Source organism: Anaerococcus faecalis (assembly GCF_013371425.1).
Classification (GTDB): Bacteria; Bacillota; Clostridia; order Tissierellales; family Peptoniphilaceae; genus Anaerococcus; species Anaerococcus porci.
The window spans coordinates 171,185-191,451 of sequence record NZ_JABVBA010000001.1; the positions used below are offsets into that span (position 1 = coordinate 171,185).

Here is a 20,267-nt window from a genome sequence, read left to right on the forward strand (position 1 = left end):
GTGAAACTTAATATAGGTTGAACCGACCTCCCAAATTGGTTTTTTATCTTCAACTTTTGTGGTTCAGTCCATAGATATAGTTTCACTAAATTTAGAGGGATTTTATTATTATTATTATTTACTTTTTACTATCATTTTAGCTAACTCATCTGGATTTCCACACCCAGTAGTTATTACTAGATCATCTTTCTTAATTTCTTTAAGTATATAATCACGAGCACTTTCGAAATCTGGAATATAAATTGCATTTCTTCCAGTCTTTACCATAGCATCAACTACATCCTTGCTATTTATAGTAGGATCAAATGCTTCTCTTGCTGCATATATATCAGTAATTATAACTTCATCTGCATCATCAAAACTTTCAACAAAATCATTAAATAGAGTTTTGGTTCTTGAATATGTATGAGGTTGCCATACACATATTAACCTACCCTTTGTATGCTCCTTAAGAGCGTTTAGAGTCACTTTAATTTCTGAAGGGTGATGTCCATAGTCTGTCATAATATCGCATCCGTTTACATTACCTATTACTTGCATTCTTCTATCAAGCCCTTTATACTCTTTTAAATATTTTCTTATAGTTTCAATATCTACACCATTTTCATGAGTTGATATGATTGCTGCACAAGCATTATTTATATTGTGTCTTCCTATTATAGACAATTCGAAATGTTCAACACTACCATCTTTCATAATCAAATCAAATCTCGGCTTGCCAAGTTCATCAAATGTTATATTAGTAGCGTTATAATCAGCATCTTTATTATCTTGACCATATGTTATAAGCTCACCTTGAACAGCATCTAAAATAAGTTTATTATTTTCTTCATTAAGATTTAGTATAGTTTTAGAATCTTTATCTTGGTTTCTTAAATAGGTTTTGAATGTTTCAATTATTTGATTTAAATCCTTATAAAAATCTAGATGGTCCTCATCTATATTTAGGATGATTACAGTTGAAGGATAATAATACTTTATATTTCCTTTGTATTCACATGCCTCAGTTACTAAAAAATCTTTGTCACCTACGTGTACATTTCCATCAATTTCATCTAATTCTCCACCTAATAAAATTGAAGGATTTTTTGAAGAATGCATAAGAATTTTTGAAATCATACTTGTTGTGGTACTTTTTCCGTGAGAACCAGAAATAGCAATTGAGTTTTTATAGTTTCTCATAAGGGCTCCTAGAAAAACACCCCTTGTAACAACTGGTACATCTAGCTTACGTGCTGCTATTAGTTCCTCATTAGAATCTGCTATAGCATCAGTATATATTACTAAATCTGGATTTTTAATATTTTCTTTTTTTTGTCCAATTAGGACATCTATCCCATTATTAATTAGGTTTTTACTTGTTTCGGAAAGCTGTCTATCAGAACCTGTAATATTGTAACCATTTTCTTTTAGTAAAATGGCGATTCCACTCATTGAAATACCACCTATTCCAATCATGTGAATATTTTTATACTTGTAATCATTTATATTAAATTCAAACATTATTACTCCTTTAAAAGCTTTTTTTTATTTTAACTTATGTTATTATACCATAAGTTAAATAATTACTCCATTTCTCAATATTTATCTTTATATTTTGAAAATTGACACAAATTCTATTAAATGATAATCTTTTATTATATAAAGTTAATGAATTGAGAGGTAAAAATGAGATATATTATAGGTAACGATCACGGAGGTATAGATCTTGTTGATAGTGTAGAAGAAATTCTTCTTGATTTAGGTCAAGAAGTTGAAAAAGTAGGCACTTATAATAAGGATTCTTGTGATTACTCTGATTTTGCAAAAAAGGCATGTGAAAAAATCATAAATAATGAAGCGGATTTTGCAATACTAATATGTGGAACAGGAATTGGTATGAGTCTTTCTGCTAATAAAGTTAAAGGAATAAGAGCTGCTTGCGTATCTGATGTTTATTCTGCAAAGATGTCTAGAGCACACAACAATTGTAATGTTTTATGTATTGGTGCAAGAGTAATTGGATCAGAAGTTGCAAAGATAATTGTAGAAACTTTTGTAAAAACTAAATTCGAAGGTGGAAGGCATCAAAGAAGAATAGAAAAAATCACTGAAATTGAGGAGAATAATTAATGTTTAATGAAAAAGATATCAATGCTATAAATGCAATTAGAACTTTATCAATTGCTCAAATAGAAAGTGCAAATAGTGGACATCCTGGTCTTCCAATGGGTGCAAGCCCAATGGCATATGTATTATGGAATAAGGTTTTAAATGTAAATCCAGAAAAAAGTGATTGGCATAATAGGGATAGGTTTGTTTTATCAGCAGGTCATGGATCAGCAATGCTTTATTCATTACTTCACCTAAGTGGATTTGATTTATCTATTGAGGACTTAAAAAACTTTAGACAAATAGGTTCTAAGACTCCAGGACATCCTGAAAGAAAACATACTGATGGAGTTGAGGTAACCACAGGACCATTAGGTCAAGGAATTGCAAATGCAGTTGGATTTGCTATAGCTGAAAAGCATCTTGCAGCTTTATATAATAAAGAAGACTTAAAGATTGTAGATCACTATACTTATGCCATATGTGGAGATGGTGATCTTATGGAAGGTATTTCATATGAATCTATGAGTCTTGCTGGACACTTAAATTTAAATAAACTTATAATTTTACATGATTCTAATGATATATGCTTAGATGGAGATTTAAAAACTTCATTTTCTGAAAATATTGAAGGAAGAGTTAAGGCTCAAAATTGGAATTATCTTAAAGTTGATGATGGTAATGATTTAGATGCTATATATGAAGCAATAAATAAAGCTAAAGAAAGTAAGGATAGACCTAGTTTCATAGAGATTAAAACTATTATAGGTTATGGTTCTTTAAACCAGGGTACCAATAAAGTTCATGGTGCTCCTATAGGTTTTGATGATTATAAAAGAGTAAAAAAATTCTATAATTGGTCCTATGACGACTTTGAAATACCTGAAAATATATACGAAACCTTTAGGGAAAATATATTGAAAAATGGTAAAGAAAAATATCAAAAATGGCTTGAAAAATTTAAAGAATATAAAGAAAAATACCCAGAAGACGCAAAAAATTATATAAGTGGATTTGAAAGAAAACTTGATGAAAATTGGATTGATCAAGTTAAAAAATATTCACACGAAGATGCACCGATTGCCACAAGAGCTTCAAGTGGCGATATAATTCAAGATATAGCAAAAATAAATAAAAACTTTTGGGGAGGAAGTGCCGATTTATTTTCTTCAAATAAGACAGATATAAAATCAAGTGATAGGTTCAAAAAATCAAATCCTGAAGGAAGAAACTTATGGTATGGAGTAAGAGAATTTGCAATGTCTGCTATTGCTAATGCAATTGTAGCACATGGTGGATCTTTCCATCATATATCTACATTCTTCGTATTTTCAGACTACCTTAAGGCTGGTTTAAGGCTTTCTGCTCTATCTCATATACCTGTAACTTATGTGTTTACTCATGATTCGGTAGCAGTAGGTGAAGATGGACCAACACACCAACCTATAGAACAATTAGCAATGATTAGAGCAATTCCTAATACTATAGTGCTTAGACCATGTGATGCTAATGAGGTTAGGCTTTCATGGAAGATAGCACTTGAGAGTAAAGAATCTCCAGTAGTTATAGCCCTAACTCGTCAAAATGTGTCTAACTTAGAAGAAACTGAAAAATTGGATGATATATCTATGGGGGCCTATATAATTAAAGATTCAAATAAAGATAAACCTGATGGAATTATAATAGCAACAGGAAGTGAAGTAGAGCTTGCTATAGAAACTAGAGAAGAACTGTTAAAAGATAATATTGATATTAGGGTAGTATCAATGCCTTCTTTTGAATTATTTAGAAAACAAAGTGAAAAATATAAAGAGAAAATTTTACCAAAAGATGTAAGAAATAGAGTATCTATTGAAATGGGAACTTCTTTTGGTTGGAGCGAGTTTACAGGTAATGAAGGTTTAAATATAGCTGTAGATAGCTTTGGTATATCAGGTAATTTTAAGGATGTTAAAGAAGAATTAGGTTTTGATAAAACTATAATAGCTAAGAAATATAAAGAAAAATTCAATTGATTAAGGTGGCAAGCTTACTACTTGCCTTCTTTATTTTAAAAAAATACTAAAAAGTGATATATTATAATTATAAGAATAATAAAAAGGAGTGAATATGAGTATACCAACACCACATATTTCAGCAAAAAGTAAAGATGAGATTGCTAATACTGTATTAATGCCTGGAGATCCTTTAAGGGCAAAGTATATAGCCGAAAATTTTTTAGATGATTATAAACAATTTACAAATACTAGAGGAATGTTAGGATTTACAGGCTTTTATAAGGGTAAAAGGGTATCTGTAATGGGTAGTGGAATGGGAATTCCATCATCAATGATATATTTTAATGAACTATATAAATTCTATGATGTAGAAACTATAATAAGAGTTGGAAGTGCTGGAAGCATGCAAGAAAATGTGAAATTGCATGACATTGTTCTTGCAACAAGTGCTTGTAGTGAGTCCTCAATAAATGATAATTTATTTGGAAATATACATTTTTCACCAACACCAGATTTTGATTTACTTTTGACAGCTTATAATAAATCAAAAGAGTTAGGTTATATAACTCATTGTGGACAAGTGCACTCTTCAGATCAATTCTATAGTAATATTGATGAGAAAGTATTTAAAAACTTACAACAATATGATGTTTTATGTGTTGAAATGGAATCTTATGGTCTATTTACAACCGCTAGAAAATACGGAAAGAAAGCTTTAGCAATATTTACCATTAGTGATTCTTTAGTGTCAAATGAAGCTGATAGTGCTGAAAACAGACAAAATTCTTATACTCAAATGATGGAATTAGCACTAGAAGTTGCACCTAAATAAGGGGTTAAAATGCTTAAAAATATAATACTTGCAGCAGGAGAAGGTACTAGAATGAAATCTAATACCTCTAAAGTTATGACCAAAATTCTAAATAGAGAAATTATATCATATATAATTGATGCGTGTGATATAGAAAATTCTAAAACCATACTAATAGCTGGGAAAAATAAAGCACTTATAGAAGAAAAATTTCCTAATCTTGAAATAAGAGAACAAAAAATAGGAGAAGATTATCCTTATGGCACAGCATATGCGGTAAGTATGGCCTTAGATCTTTTAGAAGATGAAGACGATATTATAATATTAAATGGTGATATCCCACTAATAACTAAAAATTCACTTAATAGTTTTTATAATTTCCACAAAGAAAATAATAACAATTTGAGTGTAATGTCTACTGAAATTGACAATCCAACAGGATATGGAAGGATTATTAGAGAAAATGGGAAATTCAAAAAAATAGTAGAACAAAAAGATGCTAATAAGGATGAACTTAAAGTAAAAGAAATAAATGTAGGTATATATGCTTTTAAGGCAATAGATTTAAAAGAATCACTAAAAAAAATCAATACTGATAACAAGTCAAATGAGTATTACCTAACAGACTGTATTGAGATTTTAAATAATGAAAATAAAAAAGTTGAAAGCTATGTAGCTAGTAATCCTGATCAATTTTATGGAATAAATAATAAAAAAGAGCTTGCAGAAGCTGGTTCAATTTTAAGAAAAAGAATAAATGAATATCATATGTTAAATGGTGTAATCATTGAAAATCCAGACATAGTAACAATAGAAAAAGATGTAAAAATAGGAAAAGATACTCTTATATCAGGTCCTTGTAAAATTTTGGGAAAAACATCTATAGGTGAAAATTGCATTATTGAAGGCAGTTCAAGAATTGAAGATTCTGAGATAAAAGATAAAGTTAAAATTGATAATTCAGTAATAGAAAAATCTTTTGTAGATGAAGGAACAGATATTGGACCATTTTCTCATTTAAGACCAAAATCAAAATTAGGTAAAAATGTTCATATTGGAAACTTTGTTGAAGTTAAAAACTCAAACATAGATGATGGGACTAAAGCTGGACACCTTGCCTATATAGGAGATGCCGATTTAGGAAAAAACATAAATGTTGGTTGTGGAGTTATTTTTGTTAACTACGATGGTAAGTTTAAGCATAGATCAATTATAGAAGATGATGCCTTTATAGGATCAAATTCAAACTTAGTAGCACCAGTCCATATAGAAAAAGAAGGATATATAGCGGCAGGATCAACTATAACAAAAAATGTAGAAGAAGGAAATCTTTCAGTAGAAAGAGCAAAACAAGTGAATATACCTGGATATGTTGAAAAAAAGAAAAAAAGAGATTTAAAAAAATTAAAGGAGCAAAATTAAGATGACAGAGTGTGTAAATCCATCTAATATTTGTAGGGGAGAGCTTATAGTAATTGCTGGTAATTCAAATCCAAAACTAGCACAAGATGTCGTTAATTCACTAGGAATAGAATTAGGGGAAGCTGAAGTTAAACACTTTGCTGATGGTGAAATTAATGTAAAAATAAATGATACTGTAAGGGGAAAGGATGTATATATAATTCAACCAACTTCATATCCCACCAATGATAATTTAATGGAATTATTGATATTGACTGATGCTTGCAGAAGAGCTTCTGCAGGTCATGTCAATGTAGTAGTACCATACTATGGATACGCAAGACAAGATAGGAAAACAAGAGGTAGAGAACCAATAAGTGCAAAATTAGTTGCAAATTTGATTACAGTTTCTGGTGCAGATAGGGTAATTACTATGGACCTACATGCAGGTCAAATTCAAGGATATTTTGATATTCCTTTAGATCATTTTTCTGCAATTAGACTTTTATCTTCATACTTTAAAAAAGAAGCTTTTGGAAAAAGTGATGATTATGTAGTAGTAAGTCCTGATTTAGGTGGGGTAACTAGGGCTAGAAACTTTGCCGATTATTTGAAATTAACAATAGCCATTATTGAAAAAAGAAGACCAAAACCAAATGTTTCAGAAGTTATGAATGTCATAGGAGATTTTAAGGGAAAACACTGTATTCTAGTTGACGATATGATAGATACTGCTGGTACAATATGCAATGCTGCAAATTATTTAATGGAAAATGGAGCAAAGGATGTATCAATGGCTGCAACTCATGGAGTTTTAAGTGGACCAGCTATAGAAAGATTAGAAGAATCTTGTCTTAAAGAAATAGTAATTACAGATACAATTCAATTGCCAGAAGAAAAAAAGATAGATAAAATAAAAATCATGTCTATAGCACCACTGCTTGCTGAAGCAATAAAAAGAATAAATAGTTATGAATCTATAAGTGGTTTATTCGAGGATGCTAAGTAAAATGTATTATATCGTAGGGTTAGGAAATCCTGGTTTAAAATATGAAAATACAAGACACAATGTTGGCTTTTTAACAATAGATTATCTAGCAAGAAAGTACAATATTGACGTACGAAAAATAAAATTTAAGTCTTTAATTGGTCAGGGAGTAATTTCTGACCAAAAAGTCATGCTTATAAAACCTCAAACTTATATGAACAATTCAGGAGAAGCCTTAAGAGAAATATATAATTATTTTGATTTTAAACATGATAAGTTAATTGTTATCTTTGATGATATAGATATAGATTTTGGTAGTATTAGAATAAGAAAAAAGGGCTCTGCTGGGACCCATAATGGCATGAAATCTATAATCTACAACCTTGAATTTGATGACTTTCCAAGAATTAAATTAGCAGTAGGCAAGAAACCTGAATATATGGATCTTGCAAATTTTGTATTAAGTGGATTTTCTAAAGATGAAGCAAAAATAATAGAAGATGAAATTAAGTTTACTAGTAATGCAATAAGTATGATATTAACTGAAGGAATCGATAAGGCTATGAGTTTGTTTAATTCAAAAAGGTTGATAGAAAATAATGAATAGTATTACTAATCAACTATCATCTATCGAAAAAATATCAAAAATATTAAATAATTATAAGGATTTATCCCCAATATTTTTACACGGTATTACCAGAGAGCTTTTATCACATTTATCTCTAACTTTCTTTCAAATTCTTAATAAGAATATAATAGTAATATGTGAAAATGAAAAAAAAGCAATGGAATTTGCACAAGAAGTAAATTTCTTAGAAGAAAATGAGTGTCTATATTTTCCTTCTACCGAAGTTAATTTTTACAATATTAAAAGTCTTGAAAGATCAGATGAAATTAAAAGGTTAGAGCTCTTAAACTGCTTATCAAAAGGTAAAAAATGTATTATAGCTACAACACTTGAAGCCTTATCCAATAAACTTACTCCTTTAGAGATTTATAAAGATAAATCTTTCATGATTGATTTTAATTCAAAAATAGATATAAACGATTTAAAGAAAAAATTTCTCAATCTAAATTATGAATATAATAAATTGGTAGAATCTAAAGGAAATTTTTCGATAAGGGGGTCTATAATAGACTTTTGGCCTATAGAATATGATAATCCTGTAAGATTAGAGCTCTTTGATAATGAAGTAGATTCTATAAGATTTTTTGACAGTAACACTCAACGTTCATTGGGAAATATAGAAAGTGTTGAAATAAGACCTACAAAAGAATTAATCTATGACAAAGAAGACTATAAAAAAGTAATTCTTAATATAGAAGAGCAATTGGATAAGTTAAATAATACTAGTGATTTTATAAAGCTTAAAGATAAATATAGACAAATCATTTCATATATTAAGGATAGTCTATATATAGCTAATGATGATTTGATTACTTATTTTAGAGATGAAAATTATGAAAGTATTTTTGATTATATTAATGATGAGCCAATCATTATATTTGACGATTTAAATAGGGTTGAAGAGGAATATAAAGATAGAAGGGATAAATTTTCATTAGATTTAGGTTTACAAATAGAAAATGAAGAAGTATTTTCATCTTTTTCTAATATAAAAATACCTATCAAAGATGTGTTTATAAATATCAAATCTTTTCCTATAATAAATGCATCTAGTTTGTTGAAAAATACGTCAAATATTAAAGCAAAAAAAATTATAGAATTAAGAACTATAGAACAAGAAAACTTTAATAATGATATAGATTCTTTTATAGCAAATATTAAAAACTTAATATATAAAGATGAAAAGATTCTAATATTAGGTGCAACCAAAAAGACTCAAGAAAATTTAGCAGACCTTTTTATAAAAAATGGTATTAATAATTTTACTTATGATTTTTATAGTAATTTTGAAAATAATAATATAATAATTACTGACAGAAATACATCTAGAGGTTATATAATAATTGACTCAGCAATAAATGTATATAGTTATAGGGATATTTTTGGTAAGGATAAAAAAAGAAAGAAAAAGAAAAAAAAATCAAAGATTTTAAATGCTAATGATATCCTAAACTATTCTGATATTGAAGTTGGTGATTATGTAGTACACGAAAATAATGGTATTGGTATATATAAAGGTTTATCCCAAATAGAAGTCAATAATATAAAAAAAGATTATTTCCTTATTGAATATATGGGAAAAGACAAGGTCTTTGTGCCAGTAGATCAAATGGACTTAGTTAGTAAGTATATTGGTAATAAGGGTGATAAACCTAAATTATCATCTCTAGGCTCAAATCAGTGGAAAAAAGCAAAACAAAAAGCAAAAAAAGCTGTAGATGAAATAGCTGAAGACTTAGTAGAATTATATGCTAAAAGATCAAAATTAAAGGGTCATGCCTTTAGTAAGGATACAGCTTGGCAAAAAGAGTTTGAAGATTCATTTATATATGAAGAAACTGAAAGTCAGTTAAGAGCCATAAATGAAATAAAAAAAGACATGGAAAAGGATAAACCCATGGACAGACTCTTATGCGGTGATGTTGGTTATGGAAAAACTGAGGTTGCTCTAAGAGCAGCATTTAAAGCTATAATGGATGGATATCAAGTTTGCTTTCTAGTTCCAACTACAATTCTTGCAAGACAGCATTATGAAACTATGCTTGAAAGGTTTAAAGATTTTCCAATTGATTGTAGGATGCTTTCAAGATTTGTTTCAAAAAAAGACCAAGATAATACCATTAAAAACTTAAAATCAGGAAAAGTTGATATAATAATTGGAACCCATAGACTTTTATCATCAGATATTGTATTTAAAAACTTAGGATTACTAATTATAGATGAAGAGCAAAGATTTGGCGTAAGACATAAAGATAAAATGAAAAAATTAAAAGAAAATCTCGATGTTCTTACATTATCAGCAACTCCAATTCCTAGAACTTTACAAATGTCTTTAACTGGAATAAGAGATATGTCAACCTTAGATAAGCCGCCAGAAAGAAGAATGCCAGTAAACACTTATGTAATAGAATATGATTTTATAATAATAAAAAGAGCAATAGAAAAAGAATTAGATAGGAATGGTCAAGTATATTTTGTTTATAATAGGGTTGGAAATATAGAAAAAATTTATAATCATCTTAAACAATTAGTTCCTGATGCAAATATAGCCATTGCTCATGGTCAAATGACTCCAAAAAGTTTAGAAAAGGTGATGGAAGACTTTATAAAGGGTGAAATTGATATATTACTTTCTACAACAATCATTGAAACTGGAATGGATATACAAAATGTAAACACAATTATAGTTTATGATTCTGACATGATGGGGTTGAGTCAACTTTATCAATTAAAGGGCCGCATCGGTAGGTCCTCTAGATCCTCATATGCATATTTTACTTATAAAAAAGGTAAAGTTTTAACAGAAATAGGAGAAAAAAGACTGAAATCAATTAAGGATTTTTCAGATTTTGGATCTGGCTATAAAATTGCTATGAGAGATTTAGAGCTAAGAGGAGCAGGTAATATTTTAGGTGAAAGTCAGAGCGGACAAGTAGAAGCTATTGGGTATGACTTATATGTTAAATTTTTACAACAAGCTATTAATAAGGCAAGTGGTAAAGAGATTAAAGATTATAAATTTAATAATGTATATATTGATATAAAAATTGATGCATATATACCTGAAACATATATAGAGGATCCTGGTCAAAAAATTGAAATGTATACTAGAATTTCTAAGATTGATAATCTAGAAGATTATAGCCTAATTGTAGAAGACTTAATAGATAGATATGGAGATGTGCCAATTATGGTGGATAATATAATGTATGTATCTTTAATAAAGTCTTTAGCTGATAGATTAGGTTTTGATGAAATTAGAGAAGTTAAAGATCAGATTAAAATATCATATAGTGATAGAAATAAATTTACATTTAAAGAACTCTCACAAATTAATGAAAAATATAAAAGTAAACTATCATTAGACTTATCTCATAATCCATCATTTAATATACCAAACACAAGTACCAAGTTATTAGACTGCTATGAACTTTTAAAATTAATAAAAGAAATTAAGGAGACAGAATGAATAAAAAAATATTAGCTTTAGTATTAGCTACAGGATTTGTATTAGGGGCTTGTTCAAATAATAATACAAATAACAATGCCTCAAGCAACAAAAAAGAGACAACTGCTACAGAAAGTTCTAATCAAGAAAAAGATAAAACTAATAAAGATGTAAAATTAGAAGATGATGCTGTTGCAATGGTAGCGAATGAAAAAATTCCTAAAGATGCATATAAAGATGAAATGAGTTTTTATTCTGCAATGCTTGCAAGCCAACAACAATTAAAATCTTCAATTGTAAATATGATGATTCAAGATAAACTTATATCGAATGATATGAAAAAAAACAATGTTAAAGTTGATGATAAGGAAGTAAACGAAAAATTTCTTAAATACATCCAACAATTTGGAGGAGAAGAAAAATTCGATAAGATGCTTGATGATTATAATATGAGCAGTGACAAATTTAAAGAAACCATCAAAAAAGACCAAATTTATCAAAAACATAGAGCATGGTTTGAAGAAAATAATCCTGTTTCGGATGATGAAATAAAAAAATATTTTGATGAAAATAAAGATAACCTAATTCAAGTTAAAGCCAGTCATATTTTAGTTGAAGATGAAGCTACAGCCAAAGAATTAAAAGAAAAATTAGATAAGGGTGAAGATTTTGCAAAACTAGCTAAGGAATATTCTAAAGATACTGCTAATGCAGCCAAGGGCGGTGACTTAGGCTACTTTAACAAGTCTCAAATGGCTAAAGAATTCTCAGACAAGGCTTTTTCTATGAACAAAGGTGAAATATCCGATCCAGTAAAGACATCTTATGGCTATCATATTATAAAAGTTGAAGACAAGAAAGATAGTGCTGAGGACTTAAAAGAAGATATTTCTAAAGCACTTAATGATAAAAAATATTCTGAATATCTAACTAAATTATTTAATGATGCAAAAGTTGTAACAGAAGATGGACCTCAAACAAAAAACTCTGAGACAGATATAAAGCAAAAAAATAATGATAGTTCAAACAAAGAAAACAAAGAAAATTCTAATAGTAATAATTAGTCTTATTTCTTTTTTAATTACATCTTGTTCGACAAATAATATAGACAAAAACAACTGTGTAGCAATAGTTGATAATAAACCAATATTTAAAGAAAAATTTGAAAAAGAACTTAGCTTTTATCAAAAATTTTATATAAAAAAATATGGGGAATCATACCTTGATGATAAAAATAAGAATGGAGATTCTAATTTTAAAAAGTTAGAGTCTGAACTTCTTGATTCATTAATAAAAGATCAGATATTTTTAAATGATTTAGATAGAAATAATATTAAAGTTAGTAAGAATGATTCTCAAAATTTATTAAAAGAACTATCTGATAAAATAGGTGATGAAGCATCTCTTTTGGCAAATGTTGAAGCCTTTGGTTCTGATCAAAGTGAAATTAACGAGATTTTATTTAATGATTCAATCAGGAAAAAACATTGGGAATTCTTTGTGAATAATAATAAGATTAAAGATAAGGATGTAAGAGAATTTTATAAAAATAATAAAAAATTACAGAAAATGTATAAATATGATGTTCTTATTTTTGATGATAAATTAGAAGCTCAGAAAGTTAAAGAACAAATTAATAATAGTAATGATTTTAGGAAATTTTTAGAATCTGATATTAGAAATTATGAAATATTTAGGTCTGATTTTGTATATAATGATGATAAACTTCTATCTTTAGCAAATATTTATGAAAAAGATAAAGTTAGTAAAATCTTCGAGAATGAGGATTCATACTTTATACTAATGGTAAATTCATTAAATACAAAAGAAAATGATTTATTAGTTAGAGCTAAGGAAATTTATTTAAAAAATGAGTATGATAAATATATAAAAAATCTAATAAAAAACTCAAATATCAATCTTTTTATTAGATAAATGCTTGAAAAATATTATATATTTATGTATAATCTAACTTAGAGTTAAGCAGAATAAGATTAAGATTGATTTATAAGGAGGAAATATGAATAAATCAGAATTATTAGTTAATATTTCAGAAAAAAGTGGACTTAAAAAAGTTGAAGCAGAAAGAGCTTTAAATGCTTTTATCGAAACTGTAACAGAAGCTTTAGCAAAAGAAGAAAAAGTACAATTAGTTGGATTTGGAACTTTTGAAACAAGGGATAGAAAAGCTAGGGAAGGTAGAAATCCTAGAAAACCAGATGAAGTTATAAAAATTCCAGCTTCTAAAGCTCCAGTATTTAAAGCAGGAAAAACACTTAAAGAAGCAGTTAATAAATAAATAAATAATTCAAAACTACTAGCTATATGTTAGTTTGCACAAAAGTGCATAAGACATGAATACAGGCACGCCCCTATTGGGGCTGTCGAGTATTCTAAATATAAAATACTATATCAACTATTATATAACCTCAAAATCCGAAATATAGATTGAGGTTTTTTTATGCCAAAATATTTTTAAGGCTCTTGTCGAATCGTGTTGATAGATAAAAATAAACACAATTATTTACCAGGAAGTAGAACATACTACCACCTGGTTTTTAATTTCTTAAAACTAAATTTCTAATAATAAAAATTTTAGTCCTAAAATTAACAAATAATCTAAAAGTAAAAATAATGCTTTTAATAGTCTTGATAAATTGTTAATCTCTTTAATCACTATATTAGAGTATTTATATAATTGATTTAGTTTAATTATCTTAATCTTTTTTATTGTATTCTTTTATATAAATCTTTTGGCTTGTCGCTTAAATCTACAGTTATAGTATTAAAATTTTCATAATATACCATACCAAGCTTAGAACCCTTGGCCTTATTTACATTCTTTTTTTCAGTGTAGTCTACATCCACTTTTAATGAATTAGAAAGAGAAGAATTACTAGCAGCAAGATAGGATGCAGATATTAAATCATTTTCATTAAAATTATCTGTCTTTAAAATAACATGACTTCCAGGTGCATTTCTAACATGGAAAAAGTAATCATGTTTTCCAGCTAATTTTAAAGTAATATAATCATTTTGCCTAGAATTTTTACCCACATATATATGACTATTATTTATAGTTATATAATGTTTAGGTTTTGACTTTTCTTTATTTGATTTTTTATTTCTACTAGAATCTTTGATTATTTTATTAGATATAAGTTCGGATTTTATATCATCTAAATCGTTTATACTATCACTTCTTTCTACAAAATCTAGAAGTTGAAGGAGATAATTTAGATATTCTATTTGATTTGGATAATCTTTTTTAGCATAGCTAATAGAATTTTTTAATTTTTTATATCTCTTATAATAATTATCTACATTTTCCCAAGGATTTTTTAATGGATCAATTATAATTTTTATTTCTTTATTTTCATCATAAAAATTATTTACTCTTATTGAATTCATTCCTTTACTTATTTTATTTATATTAGCTGCTAGCAAATCTCCACTTTTCCTATAAAGTTCCATAGAATTTTCTTTACTAAGATTTTTATCTAGTATTGTAATTTTCTTTTTAGTAGACTTTATATGGCTATTTATCTTTCTTTCAAGATCATTTTTAATTTGTCTTAGCCTATCGTTTGACTTATTAACTTTATAAAATTCTTCTATAGCTTCGCTTATAAAGTCATATTTTTTATATTCATATTGTAGATGTCTAAGTCTAAAAGAATAAAATTCTTTAAATTTATTATTTTCTTTATATAATGTAGGAGTGTAATCATTTTCTAATAATTTTGATCTTAATTTAATTATATTTTTATTTAAAGCTTTTTTCTCGTCTTCGCTAACTAATCCCCAATTAACCCTAGTATCTATACCTGCTCTATAACATAGTTCATTAGCTATTGTAGGTGAAAATCCTAAGTATGTAGAATATAGTAATTCTTTTGGATTTGCATTATCTGGAGTTTTTTTATCTATATAATATATATCCTTATCAAAGTTTTCAAGTATATTAAATTTATCACTTTTTATAAAATTATAATTCTTGCCTGGCAAAATTTCTCTTACAGATGACATCTTGTTGTTAACTCTCTTTATAGAATCAATGATTTTGAAATTATCATCAGTAAGAATAATATTTGAGTATTTACCCATAATTTCAACTATTAATTTATTTGATACATCAAATCCCATTTCATCAATAGAAGATATATGAAAAATAATTACCCTATCTAATTTATACTGTTCAATGTCAATGATTTTACTTTGGTTAAGATATTTTCTTAAAACCATACAGAAATTTGGTGGATTTTGTGGATTTTCAAATTTTTCATTTGAAAAACTAACTCTTCCTTCGTTATTATTTGCACTTATCATTAACTTATAGCTTTTTCCTAAAGAGTATATACTTAATACAATATCATTTTTAGAAGGTTGGCTGATTTTTTGAATTTTTCCTCCTATTACTTTATTCTTAAGTTCATAAGTGACAGCTCTGGTTACTAGACCATCAAAACTCATATTATCACCTCTTTTAATTGATACTAATCATTATACAGACTTGAAGTAAATTTTTCCATAAAGTAAAATAGAAGTAATAAGGAGGCGCAATGAAAAAAGGATTTTTATTAGTAATTTCTGGACCTTCAGGAGTTGGTAAGGGTACAGTACTACATGATCTTATGAATACACAAAAAAACTTAGTTTATTCTGTATCTGTTACTACCAGGAAGCAAAGACCTGGGGAGATAGAAGGGGTAAGCTATTTTTTTAAGAGCCATGATGAATTTGAAAAAATGATAAATGAAGATAAGTTTTTGGAATATGCTAAAGTACATAATAATTATTATGGAACTCCTAAAGACTTTGTAGAAGAAAAAATTAATGAAGGTAAAATAGTTATTTTGGAGATTGATGTTCAAGGAGCATTAAATGTAAAGAAAAATACTGATAATGGAGTTTTTATTTTTCTAGCGCCTCCTAGTCTAAGTGAATTGAAAAATAGAATTGTAAATAGGGGAACTGAAACTACTAAAGATATTAAACTTAGGATGAATAATGCTAAAAAGGAATTATCCCATATCAATGAATATGATTATTTAGTAGTTAATGATCATCTAAATTCAGCAATAAATTTAGTTAATGAAATAATAAACGCTGAGAAACATAGGGTATTTAGAGAGGAAATAAATTTCGAAAGGGAGTAAAATGAATAATCCATCATTTAAAGAATTATCAAATATTAGTTCAAGTAGGTATGAAATTTGCATGATGTGTGCAAAAAGAGCAAGAAGAATTGTAAATGGTTCAGATCTTTTGACTAAGGATAAAGAAGCGAAACCAGTAACTCAAGCATTACATGAAATAATGGAAGGAAAAGTTAGAAAGTATGATTAAAGGAAAGAATATACTTCTTGGAGTTTCAGGAGGTATAGCTACTTATAAGGTTCTAGACTTATGCTCTAGGCTAAAAAAAGAAGGGGCGAACCTTAAAATAATAATGACAGAGGGAGCTTGTAAATTTGTAACCCCATTGTCATTTGAAACCATGGGAAAATGCAAAGTATATTCTGATATGTTTGAAGGTCATCATGATAAGGTCCATCATATAGAACTTCCTAAATGGGCAGATGTTTTTCTAATAGCACCACTTACAGCTAATACCTTAGCTAAAATGACTTATGGTATAGCAGATAATATGCTAACAGCAAGTATACTTGCTTGTGATAAGGATATAATTGTAGCACCGACAATGAATACAAACATGCTAAATCATCCCGCTACTCAAAAAAATTTAAAAACTATAGAAGATAGGGGTGTTTACATAATAAATCCTTTATCAGGTATGCTTGCTTGTAATACACGCGGTGATGGCAGAATGCAAGAACCTGTAAATATAGTAAAATATTTAGATTATTACTTTACCAAAAAAGACCTAAATGGGAAAAAAATTATAGTAACAGCTGGTCCTACTGTAGAAAAGATTGATTATGTTAGATATATTACTAACAAATCAAGTGGTAAAATGGGATATAATATTGCATATGAAGCTTTTAAGCGAGGTGCAGATGTAAAGCTTATTTCTGGTCCTGTTAGTCCATTTGAAGTTGATTGTGTTGATAAAGTGAATGTCAATACTAATAAAGAATTAAAGGATGAAATAGATAAAGAATTTGATGATGCAGACGCCCTAATAATGGCGGCTGCACCTACTGATTATAAAGTTGAAAAACCAAGTGATGTCAAAATAAAAAAGGATGGAAATAACTTAAATTTAGAATTAATTGAAAATATTGATATTTTAAAGTACTTTGGTGATAAAAAAAATCAACAAACTCTTATAGGTTTTGCAGCAGAAACAGATGATTTGATTAATAATGCACAAAAAAAATTAGAAGCTAAAAAGGTTGATTATATTATAGCAAATGATCTTAAGAAAAAAGGTGCAGGTTTTGACGTAGATACTAATATAGCTTCAATTCTATCTCATAAGAGTATTGAAAAGCTTAATATGATGACAAAAAGAGAATTGGCTAATAAGATTTTGGATTTATTGGTTTAGGTGATTTTTTGTATTGTTATGTGATTCTTGATAGTAAAAGTAGATTTTTAGATAGATCATTTACATATCATATTCCAGTAAAGTTTAAAAATAGTTTAAAAAAAGGAATGAGAGTAATAGTACCGTTTGGAAAAGCAAACAAGCGTACTATTGCTTTTGTTTATGAGATAAAAAAAGATATTGAAGAGGAAATTGAAACAAAAGATATCATAGAAATTATTGATAGTGAAGCTATAATTAATGAGGAATTAATTGATATAGCTTTTTTTATGCATAAAAGATACTTGGCACCTTTAAGATCATGTATTAAACAAGTTATGCCTCCGGGAAATATAAAAGAAATAAGAGAGTATTTTTATAAGTGTAATCATAAAAATTCTGATAAACTTTTAGATTTTTTGGATGAGAAAAAAAGTTATGAAGAAATAAAAGAAAAGTTTAATATTAACTATGATATTTTAGAATCATATAAAAATGATGGGTTAATTAAATCGAAATTTGAATTAATAGGTAATCAAAAAATAAACTATATTTATTATATTAGTCTTAATAAAGAAGTAAATTATAATATAATAAGTAAAAACGCTAAAAAACAAAAAGAAATATTAACTTATTTAGAAAAAAATAATATAACAGAATATAAGAAATTACTAACTACAACAAAGTCTAGTAAAAGTTCTTTAGATTCATTAATAAAAAAAGGGTTAGTAAAAGTTCTAAAAAAAGAAAAAAATGAATCAGTTGAAAATTTTATGGAGTCATATGACAAATTTAAACTTAATGATGAGCAGGAAAAAGCTTATAAAGAAGTTATAAATAATCCAAATAGACCCTATCTACTTAAAGGAGTTACTGGTAGTGGAAAAACCGAGGTGTTTCTACAAATTGTAGAAGAAAATCTTAAAAATAATAAAGATGCCATAATATTGGTTCCTGAAATATCACTTACACCACAAACTATTGAGAGATTTCAAGGAAGATTTAAACAAAAGATAGCTGTAATGCATTCAAAGCTTACTATAAAAGAAAGATTTCAACAGTGGAGAATGATAAAAAATGGAGAGGTAAAAATTGTAATAGGTGCAAGAAGTGCAATCTTTGCTCCTTTTAAAAACTTGGGCATAATTATAATTGACGAAGAACATGATAAGAGCTATCTATCTGGAAAAGACCCTAAATACCATACTGATGAGATAGCCTTATTAAGAAGAAAGTTTCACAATGCTAGTTTAATATTTGCATCAGCTACTCCATCTTTAAAGACAATGTTAAAAGCTAAATCTGGTGAATATGGATTGCTTGAGTTAAAAGAAAGAATAAACAAGACTTTTCCAAAAATTGAAATTGTCGATATGAGAAAAGAGCTCAAAAATTCAAATTACTCAATGATTAGTGCTAATCTTTATGGAAAAATCATAGATAGGCTTAAGAAAAAAGAACAGATTATTTTATTTTTAAACAAGGTAGGGCATAACTCTTTTACATTTTGTAGATCATGTGGTCACGTAATAAAATGTGAAGCTTGTGACGTAGCAATGACCTATCATAAGCATGTATCAAAACTTGTGTGTCATTATTGTGGAAGAACTAAAAATCAACCTAAAATTTGTCCATCTTGTGGGTCTAAAAAAATAAAAGAATATGGAGCCGGAACTGAAAAACTTGAAGAAGAAGTAAGAGATATGTTTAAAGGTGCAAAAATTTTAAGAATGGATTCGATTACTGTTAAAAATAGAGATTCTTACCTGAAAATGTATAAGCTTATGAAAGAAAATAAGGTAGATATTTTAATAGGAACTCAAATGATAGCGAAAGGGCTTGATTTTGATAATGTTACTTTAGTTGGTGTAATAAATGCTGATATAAATTTAAATGTTGATGATTACACAGCTTTCGAATCTAGCTTTCAAATTCTCACCCAAGTTTCAGGAAGAGCCGGAAGATCTAATAAAAATGGAGAAGTAGTTATTCAAACTTATAAACCCGATAATTTTGTAATAAATACGGTAAGTAATAATGACTACAAAACATTTTATGAAAATGAAATAGCCATAAGGAAGGCATTCTCTTATCCTCCTTTTATTAATTTACTTACTATAAAAATTTTAAATGCCTCAAGACTTAAGTGCATAGATATTTCAAATAGAATAAAGAAATATCTAGATTTGGAGTTTTCTCAAAATATTTATGTCGAGATTATAGGTCCTAACCCATGTAAAATTAGTAGAATTAATAATAAATATAGATATAATATCATTATAAAGTGTAATGATAATAATTTAAATTATCTTTTTGATTTTTTAGTGAGATTAAGAAATCACTTTATAAATAAGTCTAAGGATTCTAGTATTATTATATCATTAAATCCAAATGACATTAATTAAGGAGT

At 27.6% G+C, this 20,267-nt stretch carries 16 protein-coding genes; 14 read left to right on the top strand and 2 right to left on the bottom strand.

Annotated elements, in window-relative coordinates; genetic code table 11:
- Positions 1-114 precede the first annotated feature (114 nt).
- Positions 115-1,503, bottom strand: coding sequence for a UDP-N-acetylmuramate--L-alanine ligase (gene murC, locus HV819_RS00855; protein ID WP_154538802.1), 1,389 nt, complete (start codon positions 1,501-1,503; stop codon positions 115-117).
- Positions 1,504-1,668: 165 nt separating this feature from the next.
- Here murC and rpiB point away from each other — a divergent pair, with 165 nt between their 5' ends.
- The 10 genes from rpiB to HV819_RS00905 all read left to right on the top strand — a co-directional run bounded on the left by rpiB (position 1,669) and on the right by HV819_RS00905 (position 13,663).
- On the top strand, positions 1,669-2,112 hold the full coding sequence (rpiB, locus tag HV819_RS00860; RefSeq protein ID WP_154538801.1) for a ribose 5-phosphate isomerase B: 444 nt from the start codon (positions 1,669-1,671) through the stop codon (positions 2,110-2,112).
- The gene (gene tkt, locus HV819_RS00865; RefSeq protein WP_154538800.1) at positions 2,112-4,106 is read left to right on the top strand and encodes a transketolase; all 1,995 of its coding nucleotides are present in this window, start codon (positions 2,112-2,114) and stop codon (positions 4,104-4,106) included. The genes rpiB and tkt overlap by 1 nt, the downstream gene beginning before the upstream one ends.
- A gap of 94 nt (positions 4,107-4,200) precedes the next feature.
- The gene (gene deoD, locus HV819_RS00870; protein ID WP_154538799.1) at positions 4,201-4,920 is read left to right on the top strand and encodes a purine-nucleoside phosphorylase; all 720 of its coding nucleotides are present in this window, start codon (positions 4,201-4,203) and stop codon (positions 4,918-4,920) included.
- Positions 4,921-4,929: 9 nt separating this feature from the next.
- On the top strand, positions 4,930-6,321 hold the full coding sequence (gene glmU, locus HV819_RS00875; RefSeq protein ID WP_154538798.1) for a bifunctional UDP-N-acetylglucosamine diphosphorylase/glucosamine-1-phosphate N-acetyltransferase GlmU: 1,392 nt from the start codon (positions 4,930-4,932) through the stop codon (positions 6,319-6,321).
- 1 nt (position 6,322) lies between these two features.
- A complete protein-coding gene (locus HV819_RS00880) occupies positions 6,323-7,309 on the top strand; it encodes a ribose-phosphate diphosphokinase (protein WP_154538797.1) in 987 nt (328 codons plus the stop codon).
- Between the two features lies 1 nt (position 7,310).
- Positions 7,311-7,895 (top strand): aminoacyl-tRNA hydrolase, encoded by a 585-nt coding sequence (gene pth, locus HV819_RS00885; RefSeq protein WP_154538796.1) that lies wholly within the window; start codon positions 7,311-7,313, stop codon positions 7,893-7,895.
- The gene (gene mfd / locus HV819_RS00890) at positions 7,888-11,385 is read left to right on the top strand and encodes a transcription-repair coupling factor (protein WP_154538795.1); all 3,498 of its coding nucleotides are present in this window, start codon (positions 7,888-7,890) and stop codon (positions 11,383-11,385) included. Before pth ends, mfd begins: the two co-directional genes overlap by 8 nt.
- Positions 11,382-12,428: a foldase protein PrsA gene (locus tag HV819_RS00895; RefSeq protein WP_154538794.1), complete on the top strand. Its 1,047-nt coding sequence runs from the start codon at positions 11,382-11,384 to the stop codon at positions 12,426-12,428. The genes mfd and HV819_RS00895 overlap by 4 nt, the downstream gene beginning before the upstream one ends.
- Positions 12,379-13,299 carry a SurA N-terminal domain-containing protein gene (locus HV819_RS00900; protein WP_154538793.1) on the top strand — a complete coding sequence of 307 codons (921 nt, stop codon included), beginning with the start codon at positions 12,379-12,381 and terminating at the stop codon, positions 13,297-13,299. The genes HV819_RS00895 and HV819_RS00900 overlap by 50 nt, the downstream gene beginning before the upstream one ends.
- 85 nt (positions 13,300-13,384) lie before the next feature.
- Entirely contained in the window at positions 13,385-13,663 is a 279-nt protein-coding gene (locus HV819_RS00905; protein WP_154538792.1) for an HU family DNA-binding protein, read from the top strand.
- A gap of 428 nt (positions 13,664-14,091) precedes the next feature.
- On the opposite strand, the gene HV819_RS00910 is transcribed toward HV819_RS00905, so the two are convergent.
- Complete coding sequence (locus tag HV819_RS00910; protein ID WP_154538791.1) at positions 14,092-15,837, bottom strand: Rqc2 family fibronectin-binding protein; 1,746 nt, start codon at positions 15,835-15,837, stop codon at positions 14,092-14,094.
- An 89-nt stretch (positions 15,838-15,926) separates the two neighbouring features.
- Here HV819_RS00910 and gmk point away from each other — a divergent pair, with 89 nt between their 5' ends.
- The 4 genes from gmk to priA are packed head-to-tail and all read left to right on the top strand — an operon-like array spanning position 15,927 to position 20,262.
- Positions 15,927-16,523, top strand: coding sequence for a guanylate kinase (gmk, locus tag HV819_RS00915; RefSeq protein WP_176269320.1), 597 nt, complete (start codon positions 15,927-15,929; stop codon positions 16,521-16,523).
- Position 16,524: 1 nt separating this feature from the next.
- The gene (rpoZ, locus tag HV819_RS00920; protein WP_154538789.1) at positions 16,525-16,713 is read left to right on the top strand and encodes a DNA-directed RNA polymerase subunit omega; all 189 of its coding nucleotides are present in this window, start codon (positions 16,525-16,527) and stop codon (positions 16,711-16,713) included.
- Entirely contained in the window at positions 16,706-17,878 is a 1,173-nt protein-coding gene (coaBC, locus tag HV819_RS00925) for a bifunctional phosphopantothenoylcysteine decarboxylase/phosphopantothenate--cysteine ligase CoaBC (protein WP_176269321.1), read from the top strand. Before rpoZ ends, coaBC begins: the two co-directional genes overlap by 8 nt.
- An 8-nt stretch (positions 17,879-17,886) precedes the next feature.
- The gene (gene priA / locus HV819_RS00930) at positions 17,887-20,262 is read left to right on the top strand and encodes a primosomal protein N' (protein ID WP_154538787.1); all 2,376 of its coding nucleotides are present in this window, start codon (positions 17,887-17,889) and stop codon (positions 20,260-20,262) included.
- The last annotated feature ends 5 nt before the right edge of the window (positions 20,263-20,267 follow it).

Coding starts and splice junctions, on each gene's coding strand:
- rpiB (WP_154538801.1), top strand. CDS start 1,669: ATGAGATATATTATAGGTAACGATCACGGAGGTATAGATCTTGTTGAT.
- HV819_RS00905 (WP_154538792.1), top strand. CDS start 13,385: ATGAATAAATCAGAATTATTAGTTAATATTTCAGAAAAAAGTGGACTT.
- gmk (WP_176269320.1), top strand. CDS start 15,927: ATGAAAAAAGGATTTTTATTAGTAATTTCTGGACCTTCAGGAGTTGGT.
- HV819_RS00895 (WP_154538794.1), top strand. CDS start 11,382: ATGAATAAAAAAATATTAGCTTTAGTATTAGCTACAGGATTTGTATTA.
- glmU (WP_154538798.1), top strand. CDS start 4,930: ATGCTTAAAAATATAATACTTGCAGCAGGAGAAGGTACTAGAATGAAA.
- rpoZ (WP_154538789.1), top strand. CDS start 16,525: ATGAATAATCCATCATTTAAAGAATTATCAAATATTAGTTCAAGTAGG.
- pth (WP_154538796.1), top strand. CDS start 7,311: ATGTATTATATCGTAGGGTTAGGAAATCCTGGTTTAAAATATGAAAAT.
- murC (WP_154538802.1), bottom strand. CDS start 1,503: ATGTTTGAATTTAATATAAATGATTACAAGTATAAAAATATTCACATG.
- tkt (WP_154538800.1), top strand. CDS start 2,112: ATGTTTAATGAAAAAGATATCAATGCTATAAATGCAATTAGAACTTTA.
- HV819_RS00900 (WP_154538793.1), top strand. CDS start 12,379: ATGATAGTTCAAACAAAGAAAACAAAGAAAATTCTAATAGTAATAATT.
- mfd (WP_154538795.1), top strand. CDS start 7,888: ATGAATAGTATTACTAATCAACTATCATCTATCGAAAAAATATCAAAA.
- deoD (WP_154538799.1), top strand. CDS start 4,201: ATGAGTATACCAACACCACATATTTCAGCAAAAAGTAAAGATGAGATT.
- coaBC (WP_176269321.1), top strand. CDS start 16,706: ATGATTAAAGGAAAGAATATACTTCTTGGAGTTTCAGGAGGTATAGCT.
- HV819_RS00910 (WP_154538791.1), bottom strand. CDS start 15,837: ATGAGTTTTGATGGTCTAGTAACCAGAGCTGTCACTTATGAACTTAAG.
- HV819_RS00880 (WP_154538797.1), top strand. CDS start 6,323: ATGACAGAGTGTGTAAATCCATCTAATATTTGTAGGGGAGAGCTTATA.